Consider the following 17,524-nt stretch of genomic DNA (forward strand, 5'->3'; position numbering starts at 1 on the left):
TCGTTGGTTATTCTCTAACCATGGCAAGCGATTGGCGCTAGGTCAAACGCTTACAATACTTTGCTACGCAACAAGCTGGTGACGGCTTCCCCTATCAGCACCAGCACAATAATGGCAATCAAAATGGTCGCCACGGTAGGCCAGGCGAAGGTATCAATCGCACCTTGCAAAATAACGCCTATCCCCCCGGCGCCCACCAGCCCCAGCACCGTTGATTCGCGAATATTGATATCCCAGCGCAGTATGACGATGGCAAAAAAGGCGGGCATCACTTGCGGCACAATCGCGTAGGCAATCACTTTAGCCTTGGATGCACCGGTGGCTTCCATTGCCTCTACTGGACGTCGGTCAATTTCCTCAATCGCTTCGCCCATCAGCTTGCCGATAAAGCCGATGGAGCGAAACACGATGGCGAGAATGCCCGCCAGCACGCCGGGGCCGAAGATGGCCACAAACAACAGCGCCCAGATGATGGTGTTCACCGAGCGGCTGGAAACCAGGATAAACCGCCCCAGCCACAGGCAGGCTCGGTTGGGCGTGGTGTTTTGAGCCGCAATGTAGGCCACTGGCAGTGCCAGGAAAATTGTCAGGAAGGTCGCCAGAGTGGCGATATGCACCGTTTCTATCAGTGCCGCGATAATGTCATTTAGTCCGGCTGAGCTGGGCGGCCACATGCGTGCTCCAAGCGCCGATATTTGATTGGGCGCATCCCATACCCAGGGCCAGAAAATATCAATATCGCTCACCGCCCATACCACTATCATTAATGTGATCAAGAGGACGGCGTAACGGATAAGGCGCTGTTTGCGGTCGTAGCGTTGCCACACCCTGTCGGCAAGCTGCTGTGCGTGATCTACCATATTTTTTTCCTTACCCACCCGCTGATACCTTCGCTGAGCAAAATGACCGCGATGATAATGAGCAGAATCGCAAACGCGAAATCGTAATCGTAGCGTCCAAAAGCGTTCATGAGCGTACCTCCAATGCCCCCGGCACCGACAATCCCGACGACCGCAGAGGCGCGCAGATTACTGTCTAGTTGATACATGGAAAGCCCGACTTGGCGTGGCAGTATTTGCGGGAAAACGGCATAAAACAGAATGGCCACGTAGCCCGCACCAGCCGCTTTCATGGCTTCTACCTGGCCCCAGTCGATCTCTTCTATCTCTTCGGCAAGCAGCTTACCCACAAATCCGATTGAGTAGAGCGTCAAGGTCAGAATACCCGCCAGCGGGCCAAATCCCACGGCGGCAACAAAGAGAATGGCGACAATCACGGGATGAAAGCTGCGCGAGACGATAATCACTGCTCGGCCAATGACATAGACGGGCATTGGAGCAATATTGCGGGCCGCCATCACGGCAAAGGGGATCGATAGAAAAACACCCAGTAGCGTGGCCAGAATGGCGATCTGAAAGCTCTCCTTGAAACCGGTCAGAAGCAGCTCGTAACGCTCAAGGTTGGGTGGAAAGCCGCCGCTAAAGATCCGTGCGGCGCGGGGCAGTCCTTCAGAGATACGCGCCCAGTTGAAGGGAAGCGAGCCAAAGGCCCATACCAGGTAGATCACTGCCACCATCATTAACCCATAGCGCAGTATAGGATTGGCTATAAACGGCGGCTTTTTCCAGGTGCGCGGCACGGTGGCGCGCGCGTCAGGCGGAGTCATGGGAGCGCTCCTCCGCTGGGGTGTCGGTAATGGCATCGTCCGGTGCTTCAATACCGCCGTAGATGGCATCTAGCGCATCTTTATTAAAATCAGCAGGTAAGCCATCAAAGATCATCTTGCCATGGCGCAGGCCCACAATGCGCTCGGTATAGGTTTTGGCCTGAGCAACGTTGTGGATATTGATCAATACCGGCAGCGACAGCTCGCTGGCCAGACTTTGCAGCAGAATCATGATCTGCTCGGATGTGCGCGGGTCGAGCGAGGCGGTGGGTTCATCGGCAAGCAGGACTTCAGGCTCCTGCATTAATGCGCGAACCACGCCTACTCGTTGTCGCTCGCCACCGGATAGTTCATCAGCGCGCTTGTTGGCGTAATGGGCAATGCCCACGCGCTCCATCAGTACAAACGCACGCTCGATATCTGCCTGTGGATAACGGCGAGATATCGCTTGATAGAGATTGACGTAACCTAGCCGTCCAGCCAGTACGTTCTCCATGACGGTTAATCGGTCCAGCAGATTAAACCCCTGGAACACCATGCCTATCTTGCGGCGCGCGCGGCGTAATTCAGCGCCTTTAAGCCTGACAAGTTCATTACCGTTGAGCTTGATAGAGCCCGATGTCGGTTCGACCAAACGATTAATACATCTCAGCATGGTGCTTTTACCAGCACCCGAGGCGCCTACGATAGAAACAACACTATTTCCTTCTACCTTGAGGTCGAGCCCTTTTAGCACGGCTTCATTATGGCCATAGCGTTTGACCAGATTAGTGATTTCCAGCATGTGTGCGCATCCATCGTCAAGAGAATACCCGCACCGCCGGTGGCGGTGCGTTACGTTTACTCCAGGTTTTCCGGCGTATAGCTCACATCATTGGCCGCTTGGATGGTACGAATCACTTTCCAGTTATCTTGGTAGTTAATGGGGATGAATTTTTCGACGCCTTCAAACTCTTCGCCCAGCTCGGTGCCAACAAAATCAAAGCTGAAAAAGGCCTCTTCGATTTTTTCGACCAAATCCGGGTGCAGGTTGTGGGCGTAGTTATATGAGGTGGTGGGGAAACGGTCGGACTCAAAAATCAGCCGCACGTCCTCTTCATCGTAAAGGCCGCGTGCGGCCATTCGCTCAACCACTTCAGAGGCCACTGGCGCAGCGTCATAATCTTTGGCAACGACTCCCAGCATCGATTGGTCGTGGCTACCCGAGTAAACCACTTCATAGTCTTCATCGGGGGTGATGCCGAGTTCAGGCAACAGTGCGCGAGGGGCCAAGTTACCTGAGTTAGAGGTGGGCGAGGTATGGGCGACACGTTTACCTTTGAGGTCCTCAACCGCGTGAATGTCGGAGTCGACGTGGGTAAACAGCTGCAGGGTGTAACCAAATTGGCCGTCGTCAGATCCCATTAACGCAAACGGCACGGCACCGGCTAAATTGACCGCAAACGGTGTTGGGCCCGTGGAAAAGCCCGCGATATGTAGCCGCCCGCTGCGCATGGCTTCAACTTGAGCCGCGTTTGACTGTACCGCGAAGAAGCGCACATCTCGCTCGGTGACTTCCGCTAAGTGATCGATAAAAGGCTGCCAGATATCCGAGTAGATCGCCGGGTCTTCGACGGGGGTATAAGCAAAGATCAGCGTGTCGGGATTGGCCCATTCGGACTCATCAGACGGCCGGTCAGCGACCATGTCGCCATCTTCATCGCAATAGATAGTATCCAGATCGCCGCGTTCACATTCAGCAAAGGCGGGCGTTGAGAGCAAAACGAAAGGTAAAAAGAGTGATGCTGCTGTGAGTAGTGCAAGCGGACGCTTGCAAAAGCGCGAAGGTGCCATGGTAAACCTCATTTGTGCGTTATTGTTGTGGTCTTGCTACAGATATTGCCATGTTCTCTTCGCTGCGTTTTGCCACTGTCAAAAACGAAAATGTTTCGTATGTGGACATTGCGCGCAAAGAATGATTATTTTCGAAAGTAGACACCTTCAATCTAGGGTTTGTGACAAACTTATGTCAAATACTTTACAGCCGCTCTCAGACCATTGGCGCAATCGCTATCTGCTTATGCGCCATGGTCATAGCCAGGCAAATCAACAAGGATTAATTATTAGCAGTCCCGAACGTGGTATTCAGGCGTTTGGGCTTTCAGCTATCGGCGAGCAGCAAATGGCCCAGCTAGTGGTGGCGTGGACATGGCCAATACCCACTCAGGTGGTGCATTCCGACTTTCTGCGTACCACGCAAACGGCCGCTCGTGTGACACGTGCTTTTAAGCTTGAGATGACCGCCGACAAGCGTTTACGGGAGCGATACTTTGGTGATTTTGACGGGCAAGCTGACGAATATTATCCCGATGTATGGGCATGGGATGCTGATGATGCCGAACATGGGCATCATGGGGTGGAATCGGTAAGCTCGGTCGCGGCGCGGATGCGCGCAGTAATAGAGGGGTTGGAACAGCAGTACACAGGCGAAACGATTCTGCTGGTGAGCCACGGGGATCCGCTACAAATCCTGCTGACGGCGCTGGCTAATAAGCCGCTTAGCCAGCATCGTGAACAGCCCGCATTACTGCCCGCCAGCGTAACGCTCTTATAGGCAATTAGGCGTTGTCTTGGGTAGGAGGAATCCAGGCGATCATATCGACTTCCACATCGGCGCCGCCCGCAAGGCCGGTCACTCCAATACAGGTACGGGTGGGTAATGGTTGGGGGAAGTAGCTCGCGTATACCTGGTTCACTTCGTCAAAGTGGCCCATATTGGTAATAAATACGCGGGACTGCACCACATACTCAAAGGCGCTGCCGACTTCTTCCAATACAATCGCCAGGTTTTGCATGACCCGATGGGTCTGCTCGGTGAAAGTACCTAGCAACATTTCATTGGTTTCAGGCACTGTCGGCATTTGGCCGGTAATAAACACCAGATCGCCTACGCGGCAGGCATGAGAAAAAGGCGCAATAGGTTGTGGTGCCCGGTCAATAAATAGCTTTTCAATCATGCTTTTACCCTTTTTGAATGATGTAGTGGTGAAGTGCGGAGCAACGGAGCCATCTTGTTGGAGGCACGATAACCCCAACAATACCGCGCTATGCTCGCCTGACGCGTGGGGGAGCCGTCTGTTTTAAAGCCTTTCAAACACCATGGACCTCAAAAGAGGCCCATGATGACGTACTTATCAACAGCTACCTGGCCGCTGGAGCTGTGGATTAATGGCCCAGAATCTGGCTCAAAAAGAGCTGAGTACGCTCTGACTGTGGATTATTGAAGAACGGTTCCGGTGCGTTCTCTTCAATAATTTGCCCCTGATCCATAAAGATCACCCGATCGGCCACGGTTTTGGCGAAGCCCATTTCGTGAGTGACGCAGATCATGGTCATGCCTTCTTCGGCAAGCTCCACCATGACATCCAACACTTCCTTGATCATTTCAGGGTCAAGTGCTGATGTAGGTTCATCAAACAGCATGACGTCCGGGTGCATGCACAGTGAGCGAGCAATGGCTACACGCTGCTGCTGGCCGCCCGAAAGCTGGCCTGGGTACTTAGTGGCCTGCTCGGCAATACGCACCCGTTCCAGGTACTCCATCGCCAGCGCTTCGGCCTCTTTACGGGGCTTTTTTTGTACCCACATCGGCGCAATACAGCAGTTTTCCAGTACCGTTAGATGAGGGAACAGGTTGAAATGTTGAAATACCATGCCAACGCTGCGGCGAATTTGTTCAATACGTTTAACGTCCTGGGTGAGGGGGACGCCGCCCACGACAATTTCACCCTTTTGGTGCTCTTCCAGATGATTAATACAGCGAATCAGGGTTGATTTTCCCGACCCTGACGGGCCACACACCACGATACGCTCGCCGCGCTTGACCTCAAGATAGATATCTCGCAGTACGTGAAAATCGCCGTACCACTTGTTGACGTTACGCATTTCAACCATCAGGTCAGACGTGTTTTTAGACATGCTGGTGCCAGAGGCGTTAGTGGCTGCTTGTGTCATGTTCAAATCCTACTTAAAACGTAAAGAGAGGCGGCGCTGGCACGTGAACTAGTGCTTATGGCCGGTATTGAGCTTGCGCTCCAAATACTGGCTGTAGCGCGACATGCTGAAACAGAATATCCAGAAGACGAACGCGGCAAAGACATACCCTTCCAGGGAGAAGCCAAGCCAGCGCGGATCGGCAAGCGCTGCTTGCACAATGCCCAGCAGGTCAAACAGGCCGATGATCATGACCAAGGTAGTGTCTTTAAACAGCGATATGAACGTATTGACGATGCCAGGAATCATCATTTTTAGCGCCTGGGGCATGACGATCAAACCCATGCGTTTCCAATAGGTCATGCCAAGCGCTGCCGCCGCCTCGTCCTGGCCTTTGGGTATCGCCTGCAAGCCGCCGCGGATCACCTCTGCCATATAGGCACTTTGAAAAAGTGTCAGGCCAATCAAGGCACGTATAAGGCGGTCCACGCTAATTTCCGAAGGCAGGAACAGCGGTAACATTACCGAGGCCATGAACAGAATGGTAATGAGCGGCACGCCGCGCCAGAACTCAATGAAAATAACGCAGAAGGTTTTGACGATCGGCATCTTGGAGCGACGGCCCAGGGCTAGCACAATGCCGATAGGCAAGGCGCCAATCATGCCCACGCTGGCCAGTAGCAGGGTCAGCATCAAGCCGCCCCAACGGTGGGTAGAAACACGCGGCAAGTCAAAATAACCACCGTGCAAAAGCACATACGCGATGACCGGGAACGCTAACAACGCAAACAGTGCCATCCAGCGCTTAAACGGCAAGCGTGGAATGACCATCCAGGCGATAATGCCTGCAAACATGGCAAATACGATATTGGCGCGCCAGTACTCCTCACTTGGATAAAGGCCGTACATGAACTGGGAAAAACGGGCGTTAACGAACACCCAGCAGGCGCCGACCCGTGAACAGTCTTCACGGCTGGTGCCTATCCAGTCGGCATCAATGAACGCCCACTGGATGGTGGGCACCACAAGCAAATACAGTACGTACAGCCCCAGCAGGGTAAAAATGCTGTTGATGGGGCCGTTAAACAGGTTGCCACGCAGCCAGGCAATCGGGCCAATAGTACCTTTAGGGGCCGGGCGCTGAGGGATGGTGTCTTTATTGTGAATCATTAGTGTCGCCTCCGGCCTAGCGTTCTACCAGTGCAACGCGAGCGTTGAACCAGTTCATGAACATGGACACCAGCAAGCTGATGATCAAATAAACCGCCATGGTCATGGCAATGACTTCGATAGCCTGACCGGTCTGGTTAAGCGTAGTGCCCGCAAACACCGACACCAGGTCGGGGTAGCCAATGGCAGTGGCCAGTGAAGAGTTTTTAATTAAGTTGAGATATTGGCTGGTCAGTGGCGGAATGATGACGCGCATGGCTTGCGGAATGACTACCAGGCGCAATACCAGTTTGCGTGGCAGGCTTAACGCCTGGGCGGCTTCCGTTTGGCCATGGGGGATGGCCTGGATGCCTGAGCGCACAATCTCGGCAATGAACGACGCGGTGTAGATAGACAGTGCCAGCCATAGCGCCAAAAATTCTGGAATGATGGTTATCCCACCACCGAAGTTAAAGCCACGCAGTACCGGCATTTCCCAGGTGACCGGGACGCCGGTGGCTACTAATACCAGCAGTGGCAGGCCAAAAATAATCACCAGCGACATCCAGAAAACCGGTAAGCGTTTGCCGGTCGCTTCGTGGCGGCGCTTGTTCCAGACAATCAGCGCAATGCTGGCGATGATCGCCACCACAAACGTGATAGGAATAAGCCCGAAACCGGATTCAAACAGCGGTTGAGGCAAGTAAAGCCCGCGCACATTAAGGAAAATGGCTTCTCCAAACGCCATGCTCTCGCGCGCACTTGGTAGCGTGCGCAGAACCGCGAAGTACCAGAAGAAAATCTGCAGCAGCAGCGGAATGTTGCGGAAGGTTTCGATATACGCGTTGGCTAACTTGGCGATCAGCCAGTTAGGCGATAGCCGCGCGATACCAACAATAAAACCGATAATCGAGGCGGCTATGACCCCCAGTCCACCGACCAGCAGCGTATTGAGCAAGCCAATGAAGAAGGTGCGGGCGTAAGTGCTTTGGGAAGAGTACTCGATTAACGTTTGACCAATACCGAAGCCGGCTGTGTTGTTTAAAAAGCCAAACCCGGTGGTAATACCACGGGCATTCAGGTTGGCTTGGGTATTGCCGATAATATAGATCAGGAAAGCCGCTACAACGGCGACTAAAATGATTTGAAAGATAAGGGCGCGTTTAGCGCGATCTCGCCAAAACGGCGGCTTGTGGCCAGCAGGGCGAACATTGGGTCTTACAGACATGGGTGGCGTCTCCGCTACACGGAAGGTCAATCAAATGGCCCGCCTACTGCTTTACGTACTTTAAATACGTACTTGGTAAGCGCGGCGGGCCGGGGTCAAGCGAGACGCTTAGCGAATCGGGGGAGCGTACTGAAAGCCGCCATCGTTCCACAGCGCGTTAACACCGCGTTCGATTTCCAGCGGAGAGCCCATGCCGACGTTACGTTCAAAGCTTTCGGCGTAGTTACCTACCTGGCTGATGATGTTATAAGCCCAGTCAGCGTCAAGGTTCATGCCTTCACCGTAGTTGCCATCCTGACCTAGCAGGCGAGCGACATCGGGATTCTCTGAGTTGAGCATCTCTTCAGCATTTTCACTGGTGACGCCGTACTCTTCGGCGTTAATCATCGCGAACAGTGACCATTTCACAATGTTGAACCAAAGATCGTCACCCTGACGTACAACCGGGCCAAGCGGTTCCTTGGAGATAACGTCAGAGAGGATTACTGAACCTGTAGGATCGTCTAGCTGAATGCGCAGCGCCGCTAACTGAGAGGTATCGGACGTTAGCACGTCACAACGGCCCGCTTGGTAGCCGCCCACGGTTTGTTCAGAGGTGTCAAAAACGATCGGGTTGAATTCCATGTCATTGGCACGGAAGTAGTCGGCCAGGTTCAATTCGGTCGTGGTGCCGGACTGGATGCAGATAGACGCACCGTCAAGCTCATCGGCACCGGTAATGCCTAGATCACGAGCGACCATGAAGCCCTGACCGTCATAAAAGTTAACCCCGGTGAAATTTAGACCCAGTGTGGTGTCGCGGGTGGTGGTCCAGGTGGTGTTACGGGAAAGTACATCAACCTCACCTGATTGCAGAGCGGTGAAGCGCTCTACGGCGTTCAGAGAAATGTAGTTAACGGCATCCGCATCGCCGAGTACCGCTGCGGCGACTGCACGACACACATCAACGTCCAAGCCTTGCCAGTTACCATCATCGTCTGGTGCAGAAAAACCCGGTAAACCATCGCTCACACCACACTGAACCGCGCCGCGCTCAATGGTATCTGACAGGGTGTCAGCTTGAGCTGTCGCCATTCCCACCAAGCTCAGTGAGCCTGCTGATGCCAGTAGTGCAAGGTGTTTTTTATTGAACATTTAGTTTCCCTCTTCGTTATAGAAGTAGTTATTGAAATAGTTATTAAAATCGTAATGCATGCCGCAGCATGTCACTAAACCTAGCAAGGAAGATGCCAACAAGGGTACAGGCGTTGATTCAGCGCTTTTCAACGCTACTCAACGAATTCAAGACGAACGTCTAGATGCAAAAAAAATACGACCGCCTATCTCGAATCGCCCTGGAAAGGTGCAAAGCGAGGAAGGCGGCGCTAAAAAGGGGCGTTGGAAGGGGTTTTACTCGGCGGCGAATGCCTTACGCATAAACGGGGGGAGAGCGAGCGCACCACGGTGGGCGTCAACGCTGTAGTACTCAAGAGGCATGTCGTGGCTTGCGGCCGCTTGCTCGCGGAACGCATTTACCTCGATGGCTTTGCCCGCTAGCGTCACGCTCCACCAACCAGAGGGATAAACCGGCTGGGGAAAGGGCAGGGTGGCCACGCTTTCAAAGCCTGCTTCGCGCATATCACGGCGCAGTTCACGAATAATGGAACCGCTGTGGTACAGCGGCGATTCGCTTTGCTGGACCATGACGCCGCCGCTTTTCAAAATGCGGTGGCAGCGCTTGAGAAAATCGGTTTTAAACAGGCCTTCCGCAGGACCGACAGGATCGGTCGAGTCGATAATGAGTACATCAATGCTCTCATCCGGTGCATCGTCTACCCATTTGACGCCATCCGCGAAGAGCAGCTCGGCGCGCGGGTCATTATTCGATTCTACCAACGAGGGGAAGAAGCGCGTCGATGCTTTGGTGACTTCTTCGTCGATATCAATCTGAGTGACTTGCTCCACGCCGGGGTGGCGCAGTACTTCTTTCAGGGTGCCGCAGTCACCACCGCCGATGATAACGACCCGTTTAGGGTTTTGATGAGTAAACAGCGCCGGGTGAGCAATCATTTCGTGATAGAGGAAGTTATCGCGATCGGTCAGCATCACACAGCCATCAAGCACCATCAGGTTGCCATAGGTCTCGGTCGCATAGACCTCCAGGTGCTGATATTGGCTTTGCACATCCAGCAGCTTTTCAGAAATTTTCAGCGAGAAGGCGCTGCCGTGGCTATCAAACACTTCGGTAAACCACTGGTCGTCGCGTAATTCGCTCATGAATCGGCTCCTGAGTGAGAGGCGTTGGAGTACTTAGGGATATCCCGATGATACTGAGGACTTAGCTCGTGCAGCGCCTCCATAAAGGCGGTGACATTATCCGGGTTGGTAAATTGGCTGATGCCGTGGCCCAGGTTAAATACGTGGCCCGGCCCGTGGCCGTAGCTTTCCAGCACGCGGGCGACTTCGGCGCGAATAGCCGAAGGGCGGGCAAACAGCACGTTGGGATCAAGGTTGCCCTGCAGGGCTACTTTATGGCCCACGCGGGCGCGGGCGTCTGAGAGCTCGGTCGACCAGTCGATGCCTAGTGCATCGGCACCAGCGCAGGCGCTATGCTCAAGCCACTGGCCGCCATTCTTGGTAAACAAGATCACCGGTACGCGGCGGCCATCGTGCTCGCGGATCAAGCCAGCAACGATCTGCTCCATATAGCGCAGCGAGAACTCAAGGTAAGCAGGGGTCGAGAGCGCGCCGCCCCAGGTATCAAAAATCTGTACCGCTTGGGCACCGGCACGAATCTGCGCATTTAAATAATCGGTCACCGCGTGGGCCAGGGTATCCAGCAGTTGATGCATGGTGTCCGGCGTGTCATAAAGCATGGTTTTCAGGTGACGGAAATCCTTGCTGGAGCCGCCTTCTACCATGTAGGTCGCCAGCGTCCAGGGGCTGCCGGAAAAGCCGATCAACGGCATGCGACCGTTCAGCTCGCGGCGAATGGTGGATACCGCACGCATGACGTAATCCAGATCGCGCTCGGCGTCGGGAACGCTTAATGCCGCGACCTCTTCTTGGGTACGCACGGTTTTGCGGAATTTAGGACCTTCGCCGGTTTCAAAATAGAGTCCCAGTCCCATCGCATCCGGAATGGTCAAAATATCCGAAAACAGAATGGCCGCATCCAATGGGTAGCGCTCTAACGGCTGCAGGGTGACTTCGCAGGCCAAGTCATGGTTTCTGCACAAATCCATGAAACTGCCCGCATCGGCCCGGCTGGCACGGTATTCCGGAAGATAGCGGCCTGCCTGGCGCATCATCCACACTGGCGTGCGGTCTACCGGCTGGCGTGCCAAGGCACGCAGGAAACGATCATTTTGTAGCGGTGTCGTGGTCATAAAACTGGCTCTTAAGAAATTTACCCGCATCGAACAGGGGTGTATTGGTAATCCTATAAGGGCAATTGTACTTGAAGTTAGAAGCTGGGGCGGGGTGATCAGTGGCAAAAAACGTCGCATCCTGTCAATTTTTCTCTGCTATTAAGCCGCACCTCTCTGCATCACCCGCGTGAGGCGGACGCTGCTTCCTGTTAGAATAGCTGCCCACTTTGCCAACACTGGTGTGGTTAACTGGTTTGGTTAATCAGCGAGGTAACCTGTGACCATTCGCTTCATCGCCGCTTCTCGGCTGCCCACCCCCTGGGCAACATTTACCATGCATGGCTTCGAAGACGAGGCCACTGGCAAGGATCATATCGCCTTGACGCTGGGCGATGTGACCGGTGACGAGCCCGTTTTGGGACGCGTGCATTCGGAGTGTTTAACGGGTGATGCGCTCTTTTCAATGCGTTGTGACTGCGGCTACCAGTTGCAGGAGGCGCTCAAACGCATCGCCGATGAGGGCCGGGGCGTACTTTTTTATCTACGCCAGGAAGGGCGTGGTATCGGCTTGTTAAACAAGATCCGCGCCTACCATCTTCAGGATCAAGGTGCCGATACCGTTGAAGCCAATGAGCAGCTTGGTTTTGGTGCCGATATGCGCCGTTACGACCTGTGTGTGCCGATGCTTAATCACCTAGGCATTACGTCGCTTAAGTTAATGACCAACAACCCTCGCAAGGTCGATGCGCTAACGCGTGACGGCGTAAATGTGGTCGAGCGGCTACCTATCACCACCGGTTTGAACCCCCATAACGAGCAATATCTTGCCACTAAGGCGGGTAAACTTGGCCATATGATGGCGCTGGATGATTTTACCCACGCAAGCGATGTGGATATTGAGCGTAAGGGGTGATAACCGCGGTTTGATGAGTTGAGAGCGTCGCCAGCTTGCTTTTTTTTAACCTTTTTTATCCTCCTGCTGAGCTATGTTGATACATAGCGGGATGCTAATGCGGATAAAATGTTTAAGGAGAAGCAGCGATGAAAGCACTCTGTTGGCACGGAAAAAACGATATTCGTTACGATACGGTACCGGATCCTGAAATTGAGCATCCTCGCGACGCCATTATTAACGTAAGTAGCTGTGCGATCTGCGGTTCTGACCTTCACCTTTACGATCATTTTATGCCGGGTATGGAGTCGGGTGATGTCGTCGGTCATGAGTTCATGGGCGAGGTGATGGAGGTTGGAAGCGAAGCAAAGAATTTAAAGATAGGTGATCGAGTCGTCGTTCCTTTCACTATCTTCTGCGGTGAGTGTGAGCAGTGCAAGCGCGGTAATTATTCGGTGTGTGAACGCTCCAACCGTAATAAAGACTTGGCCGATAAGGTGTTTGGTCACGGTGGCGCAGGCCTGTTCGGCTATTCGCACCTCACGGGTGGGTACGCAGGCGGTCAAGCAGAATTTGTGCGGGTACCGTTTGCTGATACCACCCATATTAAAGTGCCCAGCACTTTAACGGACGAACAGGTACTGTTCCTGGGGGATATCTTCCCTACCGGCTGGCAGGCCGCAGTACAGTGCGATATTCAACCGACTGATACGGTGGTGATTTGGGGGGCAGGCCCTGTCGGTCAGTTTTGTGTGCGAAGCGCTGTATTGCTGGGCGCAAAGCAAGTGGTTGTCATCGATAATGTCCCTGAGCGGCTTACGATGGCAGAGGCTGGTGGCGCTATTACCATCAACTTTGATCAACAGAGCGTACTGAGTCGACTGCAGGAATTAACCCAGGGCAAAGGGCCTGAGAAATGTATCGATGCGGTAGGCCTTGAAGCGCATGCCACACGGTCACTTGATTCTGTTTATGATCGCGTCAAGCAAGCCATGATGATGGAAACCGATAGAGCCCATGTGCTACGCGAAATGATCTACGTTTGCCGCCCTGCAGGGGTGCTCTCAATTCCTGGCGTATACGGCGGCCTTATCGATAAGCTCCCCATCGGTGCACTGATGAACAAGGGCCTGACCGTGCGTACCGGTCAAACCCACGTTAAACGCTGGAGCGATGATTTGTTGCGGCGCATTGATGAGGGCCAGATCGATCCCTCCTTTGTGATTACCCACTCTGTAGGATTGGACCAAGGGCCTGAGATGTATAAGACCTTCCGCGATAAACAGGATGGTTGCGTCAAGGTCGTTCTCAAACCCTGAATCCCCCGCCATGGAGGTAGGTATGCATAAGCACACAGATATGACTCAGTCGCTAGGTTCGTCAGACAAACTCGCCCGTGGGCTTGGCTGGCTAAGCCTGGGGATCGGTCTCTACCAGCTGTTAGCGCCAGGCAAGGTTACCCGTCAGCTTGGCATGGAAGGGCGTGAAAATAGCCTGCGCGCCTGTGGCGCAAGAGGCGTGATGAGCGGCATTGGAGCGCTTACCGATAATCCCAAGCCCGCCATGTGGAGTCGGGTAGGGGGCGATATCATTGATCTGGCAGTACTGTCGTATGCCTTAAAAGATGACCGTAATCCTAAAAAGCAGAACGTCTATTTGGCCTTAACGGCCGTTGGGATTATCACCGCCCTTGATTACGCTTGTGCCAAGTCATTAAGCCAACGTCATGCCTACCAGGCTGGTATCACTCCCGATTACAGCCACCGCAGCGGCTTTCCTCAAGGGTTGGCGAATGCGCGCGGCGCTGCTCAAGACTTTGAAGTGCCCGCTGATATGAAAGCTGATTTACCTTCTCCCACCTTGTAGCAGGCTACAGGGGAGGGCGATGAAGGCTAAATAGTAGGCCGAACCTGGTAACGATTCTGGGTTCGGTTTTTGTCTTTCAGGGCAAAGAAACTACCTTACGTGAATGCCTCAAGATGAAATGTCATCATTGTGTTACTTGAATAGGCTATAAAGAAAGGAGACTAGTTGAAGGACGTATCTATGACCGATACCGGCCCAGTGCTTGATGAATTTAGTCGTCTCGAAGAGCGTTTGCATAGTATTACTCACGGTATTGGCGCCGTACTCAGCCTGGTGGGAATGGTGGTGCTGATAGCCGCGGCGAGCTTTGCGGCCCATGTCGATCCATGGAAAATCGTTAGTTTAAGCCTGTATGGCGCTACGCTGGTGCTCCTTTATACCGCTTCTACGCTTTATCACGGCACTCAGCATCGACGCTGGAAGCAGCGTTTTCAGTTACTTGATCATTGTGCGATTTACTTACTCATCGCAGGGACTTACACGCCTTTTTTGCTGGTTAATATGCGTAGCCCCACGGGCTGGGTACTGTTTACGGCGGTGTGGTCGCTGGCGCTGATAGGCATTGCCTGCAAGCTGTGCTGGCCCCATCGCTTGGCGGTACTGCGCGTAGCGATCTACTTGCTGATGGGCTGGATGATTGTGCTGGCCGCCGGAGAGATGGCCGCAAGCCTATCGACGATGGGCATCACCTTACTGGCCGTCGGAGGTGTGGTGTATACGCTAGGGGTTATCTTCTATGCCGTGCGCGCTATTCCCTATAACCATGCTATTTGGCATCTATTCGTCATTGTCGGCAGCATCTGCCATTACTTTGCCGTCTATAGCGCTGTGCTGCCTCATGTATCGGCCGCCTAGCGGTTGGCCCCTCCACATCACTTCTTTTTCCTCTTTGCCGATATGAACCCGTCTTATAAACGGGGCAATCCAGTGTCGCCAAGAAGATTTGATGCCCGCCAGTAGCTTTCTCTTACAGGTTAACCTTAAGTTTTAGATGATTACGCCGACAGTAATAGTTAGAGGCGAGTAATTACGTGGATGTAATTAACGTCGAGCGGCCTAACACCATCGCGGATAGCTAAAAAATGGCGGCTAACACCGTAACAAAAATGATATTCACTATATTTTTCCAACAAGAGGATGGTCATGAGCACTGTTAAGAGCGCCCACGATACGACGATGCCGTCGGTATTAGGGAAAAAAGACAGTACTGATGAAATGGTGCATCGAATTGGCCATTTAACGCGCCTGCTGCGCGACAGCATGAAAGAACTGGGGCTGGATCAGCAAATTTCCCAGGCAGCACAAGCAATCCCTGATGCCAATGACCGGCTTAACTATGTGGCGTCCATGACCGAGCAGGCCGCTGAGCGCGCATTAAATGCTGTTGAACGCGCCCAGCCTCTCCAGGATACACTGGATAATGATGGGGCGGCTCTTAATGAGCGCTGGCACACGGAGGCAGCAAAACTTACCCAGGTCGAGGGCGATCCTTCCCTGGTAGCCGACACGCAACGCTATTTGAGCGAGACGCTTCCTCAGGCAACAGCGGCAACGCAAAAAGAGTTGCTTGAAATCATGATGGCGCAAGACTTCCAGGATCTGACCGGTCAGGTCATCAAGAAAATGGTGGAGGTCATCAAGTTAATCGAAGAGCACCTTGTGCAGGTATTGGTGGAGAACGTTCCCGCCATTACTGAGGGAGTTCAAAGTGAAGACCATCGCGATGAGCATGCCAAGCTACGTAATGGGCCCCAGGTAGGACAAACCAAGCCGGATGCAGTGGCAGGGCAAGATCAGGTCGATGATCTACTGGATGAGCTTGGATTTTAACGGACGTTTGACCATGACCGTTGCCACGCCCTAACGAGGAGCAGGCAACCGGTCTTGGAAAACGACGTTGGAAAGCAACATTGAAATGCGGCTGCTTGGCTTACGCGCTTGCGGCGGCTTTTTCCTTTTCTGCCGCTTTCGCCATCGCCGGGCGTTGGTTATGGCGTTCGCGGTAGCGCTGCAGATTCTCCGGCAAACGGTGTTTCATGCTGACTGCCCACGACAGGGTATGGGCTAAAAACATATCCGCCAGGGTAAAGGTATTCCCTACCAAATATTCCTGGCCGTTATAGCGTCGTTCCAGAGCACTTAGTGCCCGCTGAAACTCCCAGGCACAGACCGGAAGCACGGCAGCAATACGTTTATCTTCAGGCAGGGCAAAGGTATGTTTGGCCTGATTCCATAACGGCTGCTCAAGTTCGGTAACAATAAAGCTGAGCCATTGGTCCACCTGGGCACGGGCGACAGGATCGCTTGGTAACAGCGCGCCATCGCCATAGGTGTCGGCCAGATAACGGCAAATGGGCGCGGACTCAAACAGGCATACGTCACCATCCTCGATAACCGGCACTTTACCGTCTGGATGACGCGCTAAGTGAGCGTCCGTCTGACCCTCCCCTTTATCCAACGCCACGTGTCGGCATTGATACTCAAGACCGAGTTCTTCAAGTGTCCACGACACTCTATGCGAGCGGGAGTGGGGAAAGCTATATAGCGTGATCATGACAAGCTCCTGACGATAATCATCGGTCCTTAATCTAGCGGGCGGCAATGCTATTGTCGATTTGCTAAGCGCTCCCCCTCGCCTCACGAATACGCTCATAAGCATTGCCGATTTCGCCGGTGCGCGCCTGAGCAACATCCCGCATGCTGTCGGGCAAGCCTTTACCCGCCAGTTTATCAGGATGGTTTTGGCTCATCAGGCGGCGATAGGCTTTCTTGATCTCTGCATCGCTGGCGTCTTCAGAAACGCCCAGTACGCGGTAAGCATCTTTAAGGGCTTCTTCGCTGGCGCCCTGGGAGTTGGCGGCAGCACCGTGCAGCATCGCTTCAATCTGCTGGACTTCAGCATCACTGCAGCCTACACCGCGGGCCACACGCAGGATCATCTCGTGTTCGGCGGGGTGAAGTACGCCATCGGCGGCGATGGCGGATAGCTGAACTTGAATAAAGACCTGGCGCAGCACGGGCTGGCGCTGGGTAAGCCGTTGAACGGTAGCCAATTCTGCGTCCAGGTCAAAGTCAGCGGCACGACCACGCTCAAAAGCCGCGCGCGCCTTGGCCCGTTGTTCGCCCTGTAAACGCATTTGGTCAAATAGCTTCTCGGCGACATCCAGCTCGCCTTCGGTGACATTGCCGTCAGCTTGGCAAAGGCAGCCCATCACCGAGAAGATAGATTCCAGAAACCCTTCCTGGATGCGCATACGGGCGATATTCAGGCGACGGCTCAGCTGTCGCCCTAGCCACCAGCCTAAGCCACCGCCAATCAATAGCCCTATGGGGCCTCCGAATGCAAGACCTATCAGGCCGAAAATTACAATAAGCAGTAGCATAAAAATCTCAAAAGTAGC

At 53.7% G+C, this 17,524-nt stretch carries 19 protein-coding genes; 6 read left to right on the forward strand and 13 right to left on the reverse strand.

Annotated elements, in window-relative coordinates; all coding sequences use genetic code 11:
* Positions 1-50: 50 nt before the first annotated feature.
* The 4 genes from phnE (ACFFLD_RS15980) to phnD are packed head-to-tail and all read right to left on the reverse strand — an operon-like array spanning position 51 to position 3,499.
* The gene (gene phnE, locus ACFFLD_RS15980) at positions 51-860 is read right to left on the reverse strand and encodes a phosphonate ABC transporter, permease protein PhnE (protein ID WP_386042114.1); all 810 of its coding nucleotides are present in this window, start codon (positions 858-860) and stop codon (positions 51-53) included.
* Positions 854-1,666, reverse strand: coding sequence for a phosphonate ABC transporter, permease protein PhnE (gene phnE, locus ACFFLD_RS15985; protein WP_386042116.1), 813 nt, complete (start codon positions 1,664-1,666; stop codon positions 854-856). The genes phnE (ACFFLD_RS15980) and phnE (ACFFLD_RS15985) overlap by 7 nt, the downstream gene beginning before the upstream one ends.
* On the reverse strand, positions 1,653-2,450 hold the full coding sequence (gene phnC, locus ACFFLD_RS15990; protein WP_386042118.1) for a phosphonate ABC transporter ATP-binding protein: 798 nt from the start codon (positions 2,448-2,450) through the stop codon (positions 1,653-1,655). Before phnC ends, phnE (ACFFLD_RS15985) begins: the two co-directional genes overlap by 14 nt.
* A 56-nt stretch (positions 2,451-2,506) precedes the next feature.
* Positions 2,507-3,499, reverse strand: a complete 993-nt coding sequence (gene phnD, locus ACFFLD_RS15995) for a phosphate/phosphite/phosphonate ABC transporter substrate-binding protein (RefSeq protein WP_386042120.1) — start codon at positions 3,497-3,499, stop codon at positions 2,507-2,509.
* A 172-nt stretch (positions 3,500-3,671) separates the two neighbouring features.
* Here phnD and ACFFLD_RS16000 point away from each other — a divergent pair, with 172 nt between their 5' ends.
* Complete coding sequence (locus ACFFLD_RS16000; RefSeq protein WP_386042122.1) at positions 3,672-4,259, forward strand: histidine phosphatase family protein; 588 nt, start codon at positions 3,672-3,674, stop codon at positions 4,257-4,259.
* A 4-nt stretch (positions 4,260-4,263) separates the two neighbouring features.
* Here the strand turns inward: ACFFLD_RS16000 and ACFFLD_RS16005 are convergent, their stop codons facing one another.
* The 7 genes from ACFFLD_RS16005 to hemE all read right to left on the reverse strand — a co-directional run bounded on the left by ACFFLD_RS16005 (position 4,264) and on the right by hemE (position 11,383).
* Positions 4,264-4,662, reverse strand: a complete 399-nt coding sequence (locus ACFFLD_RS16005) for a RidA family protein (protein ID WP_386042124.1) — start codon at positions 4,660-4,662, stop codon at positions 4,264-4,266.
* A 208-nt stretch (positions 4,663-4,870) separates the two neighbouring features.
* Complete coding sequence (locus tag ACFFLD_RS16010) at positions 4,871-5,599, reverse strand: amino acid ABC transporter ATP-binding protein (protein WP_386042866.1); 729 nt, start codon at positions 5,597-5,599, stop codon at positions 4,871-4,873.
* Between the two features lie 108 nt (positions 5,600-5,707).
* Positions 5,708-6,808 (reverse strand): amino acid ABC transporter permease, encoded by a 1,101-nt coding sequence (locus tag ACFFLD_RS16015; RefSeq protein WP_386042126.1) that lies wholly within the window; start codon positions 6,806-6,808, stop codon positions 5,708-5,710.
* Positions 6,809-6,824: 16 nt separating this feature from the next.
* On the reverse strand, positions 6,825-8,015 hold the full coding sequence (locus ACFFLD_RS16020) for an amino acid ABC transporter permease (RefSeq protein ID WP_386042129.1): 1,191 nt from the start codon (positions 8,013-8,015) through the stop codon (positions 6,825-6,827).
* 108 nt (positions 8,016-8,123) lie between these two features.
* Positions 8,124-9,149: an amino acid ABC transporter substrate-binding protein gene (locus ACFFLD_RS16025; protein ID WP_386042132.1), complete on the reverse strand. Its 1,026-nt coding sequence runs from the start codon at positions 9,147-9,149 to the stop codon at positions 8,124-8,126.
* A gap of 255 nt (positions 9,150-9,404) precedes the next feature.
* On the reverse strand, positions 9,405-10,271 hold the full coding sequence (gene speE / locus ACFFLD_RS16030) for a polyamine aminopropyltransferase (protein ID WP_386042134.1): 867 nt from the start codon (positions 10,269-10,271) through the stop codon (positions 9,405-9,407).
* Positions 10,268-11,383 (reverse strand): uroporphyrinogen decarboxylase, encoded by a 1,116-nt coding sequence (gene hemE, locus ACFFLD_RS16035; RefSeq protein WP_386042137.1) that lies wholly within the window; start codon positions 11,381-11,383, stop codon positions 10,268-10,270. The genes speE and hemE overlap by 4 nt, the downstream gene beginning before the upstream one ends.
* Positions 11,384-11,642: 259 nt before the next feature.
* Between hemE and ribA the strand changes: the two genes are divergently transcribed.
* The 5 genes from ribA to cheZ all read left to right on the forward strand — a co-directional run bounded on the left by ribA (position 11,643) and on the right by cheZ (position 15,953).
* On the forward strand, positions 11,643-12,278 hold the full coding sequence (gene ribA, locus ACFFLD_RS16040) for a GTP cyclohydrolase II (RefSeq protein ID WP_386042139.1): 636 nt from the start codon (positions 11,643-11,645) through the stop codon (positions 12,276-12,278).
* Positions 12,279-12,406: 128 nt separating this feature from the next.
* The gene (locus ACFFLD_RS16045; RefSeq protein WP_386042141.1) at positions 12,407-13,576 is read left to right on the forward strand and encodes a zinc-dependent alcohol dehydrogenase; all 1,170 of its coding nucleotides are present in this window, start codon (positions 12,407-12,409) and stop codon (positions 13,574-13,576) included.
* A 22-nt stretch (positions 13,577-13,598) separates the two neighbouring features.
* A complete protein-coding gene (locus tag ACFFLD_RS16050; protein WP_386042143.1) occupies positions 13,599-14,123 on the forward strand; it encodes a hypothetical protein in 525 nt (174 codons plus the stop codon).
* A 180-nt stretch (positions 14,124-14,303) separates the two neighbouring features.
* A complete protein-coding gene (trhA, locus tag ACFFLD_RS16055) occupies positions 14,304-14,978 on the forward strand; it encodes a PAQR family membrane homeostasis protein TrhA (protein ID WP_386042867.1) in 675 nt (224 codons plus the stop codon).
* 288 nt (positions 14,979-15,266) lie between these two features.
* The gene (gene cheZ / locus ACFFLD_RS16060; RefSeq protein WP_386042145.1) at positions 15,267-15,953 is read left to right on the forward strand and encodes a protein phosphatase CheZ; all 687 of its coding nucleotides are present in this window, start codon (positions 15,267-15,269) and stop codon (positions 15,951-15,953) included.
* Positions 15,954-16,053: 100 nt separating this feature from the next.
* On the opposite strand, the gene ACFFLD_RS16065 is transcribed toward cheZ, so the two are convergent.
* Both ACFFLD_RS16065 and djlA read right to left on the reverse strand, forming a co-directional pair.
* A complete protein-coding gene (locus ACFFLD_RS16065; RefSeq protein ID WP_386042147.1) occupies positions 16,054-16,677 on the reverse strand; it encodes a glutathione S-transferase family protein in 624 nt (207 codons plus the stop codon).
* Between the two features lie 64 nt (positions 16,678-16,741).
* Positions 16,742-17,506, reverse strand: a complete 765-nt coding sequence (gene djlA, locus ACFFLD_RS16070) for a co-chaperone DjlA (protein WP_386042149.1) — start codon at positions 17,504-17,506, stop codon at positions 16,742-16,744.
* Positions 17,507-17,524: the final 18 nt, after the last annotated feature.

The organism is Vreelandella sulfidaeris, from assembly GCF_042429665.1.
Classification (GTDB): Bacteria; Pseudomonadota; Gammaproteobacteria; order Pseudomonadales; family Halomonadaceae; genus Vreelandella.

Excerpts from the sequence above, each read along its gene's own strand:
- phnE (WP_386042114.1), bottom strand. The coding sequence starts at position 860 with ATGGTAGATCACGCACAGCAGCTTGCCGACAGGGTGTGGCAACGCTAC.
- phnE (WP_386042116.1), bottom strand. The coding sequence starts at position 1,666 with ATGACTCCGCCTGACGCGCGCGCCACCGTGCCGCGCACCTGGAAAAAG.
- phnC (WP_386042118.1), bottom strand. The coding sequence starts at position 2,450 with ATGCTGGAAATCACTAATCTGGTCAAACGCTATGGCCATAATGAAGCC.
- phnD (WP_386042120.1), bottom strand. The coding sequence starts at position 3,499 with ATGGCACCTTCGCGCTTTTGCAAGCGTCCGCTTGCACTACTCACAGCA.
- ACFFLD_RS16000 (WP_386042122.1), top strand. The coding sequence starts at position 3,672 with ATGTCAAATACTTTACAGCCGCTCTCAGACCATTGGCGCAATCGCTAT.
- ACFFLD_RS16005 (WP_386042124.1), bottom strand. The coding sequence starts at position 4,662 with ATGATTGAAAAGCTATTTATTGACCGGGCACCACAACCTATTGCGCCT.
- ACFFLD_RS16010 (WP_386042866.1), bottom strand. The coding sequence starts at position 5,599 with ATGGTTGAAATGCGTAACGTCAACAAGTGGTACGGCGATTTTCACGTA.
- ACFFLD_RS16015 (WP_386042126.1), bottom strand. The coding sequence starts at position 6,808 with ATGATTCACAATAAAGACACCATCCCTCAGCGCCCGGCCCCTAAAGGT.
- ACFFLD_RS16020 (WP_386042129.1), bottom strand. The coding sequence starts at position 8,015 with ATGTCTGTAAGACCCAATGTTCGCCCTGCTGGCCACAAGCCGCCGTTT.
- ACFFLD_RS16025 (WP_386042132.1), bottom strand. The coding sequence starts at position 9,149 with ATGTTCAATAAAAAACACCTTGCACTACTGGCATCAGCAGGCTCACTG.
- speE (WP_386042134.1), bottom strand. The coding sequence starts at position 10,271 with ATGAGCGAATTACGCGACGACCAGTGGTTTACCGAAGTGTTTGATAGC.
- hemE (WP_386042137.1), bottom strand. The coding sequence starts at position 11,383 with ATGACCACGACACCGCTACAAAATGATCGTTTCCTGCGTGCCTTGGCA.
- ACFFLD_RS16045 (WP_386042141.1), top strand. The coding sequence starts at position 12,407 with ATGAAAGCACTCTGTTGGCACGGAAAAAACGATATTCGTTACGATACG.
- ACFFLD_RS16050 (WP_386042143.1), top strand. The coding sequence starts at position 13,599 with ATGCATAAGCACACAGATATGACTCAGTCGCTAGGTTCGTCAGACAAA.
- trhA (WP_386042867.1), top strand. The coding sequence starts at position 14,304 with ATGACCGATACCGGCCCAGTGCTTGATGAATTTAGTCGTCTCGAAGAG.
- cheZ (WP_386042145.1), top strand. The coding sequence starts at position 15,267 with ATGAGCACTGTTAAGAGCGCCCACGATACGACGATGCCGTCGGTATTA.
- ACFFLD_RS16065 (WP_386042147.1), bottom strand. The coding sequence starts at position 16,677 with ATGATCACGCTATATAGCTTTCCCCACTCCCGCTCGCATAGAGTGTCG.
- djlA (WP_386042149.1), bottom strand. The coding sequence starts at position 17,506 with ATGCTACTGCTTATTGTAATTTTCGGCCTGATAGGTCTTGCATTCGGA.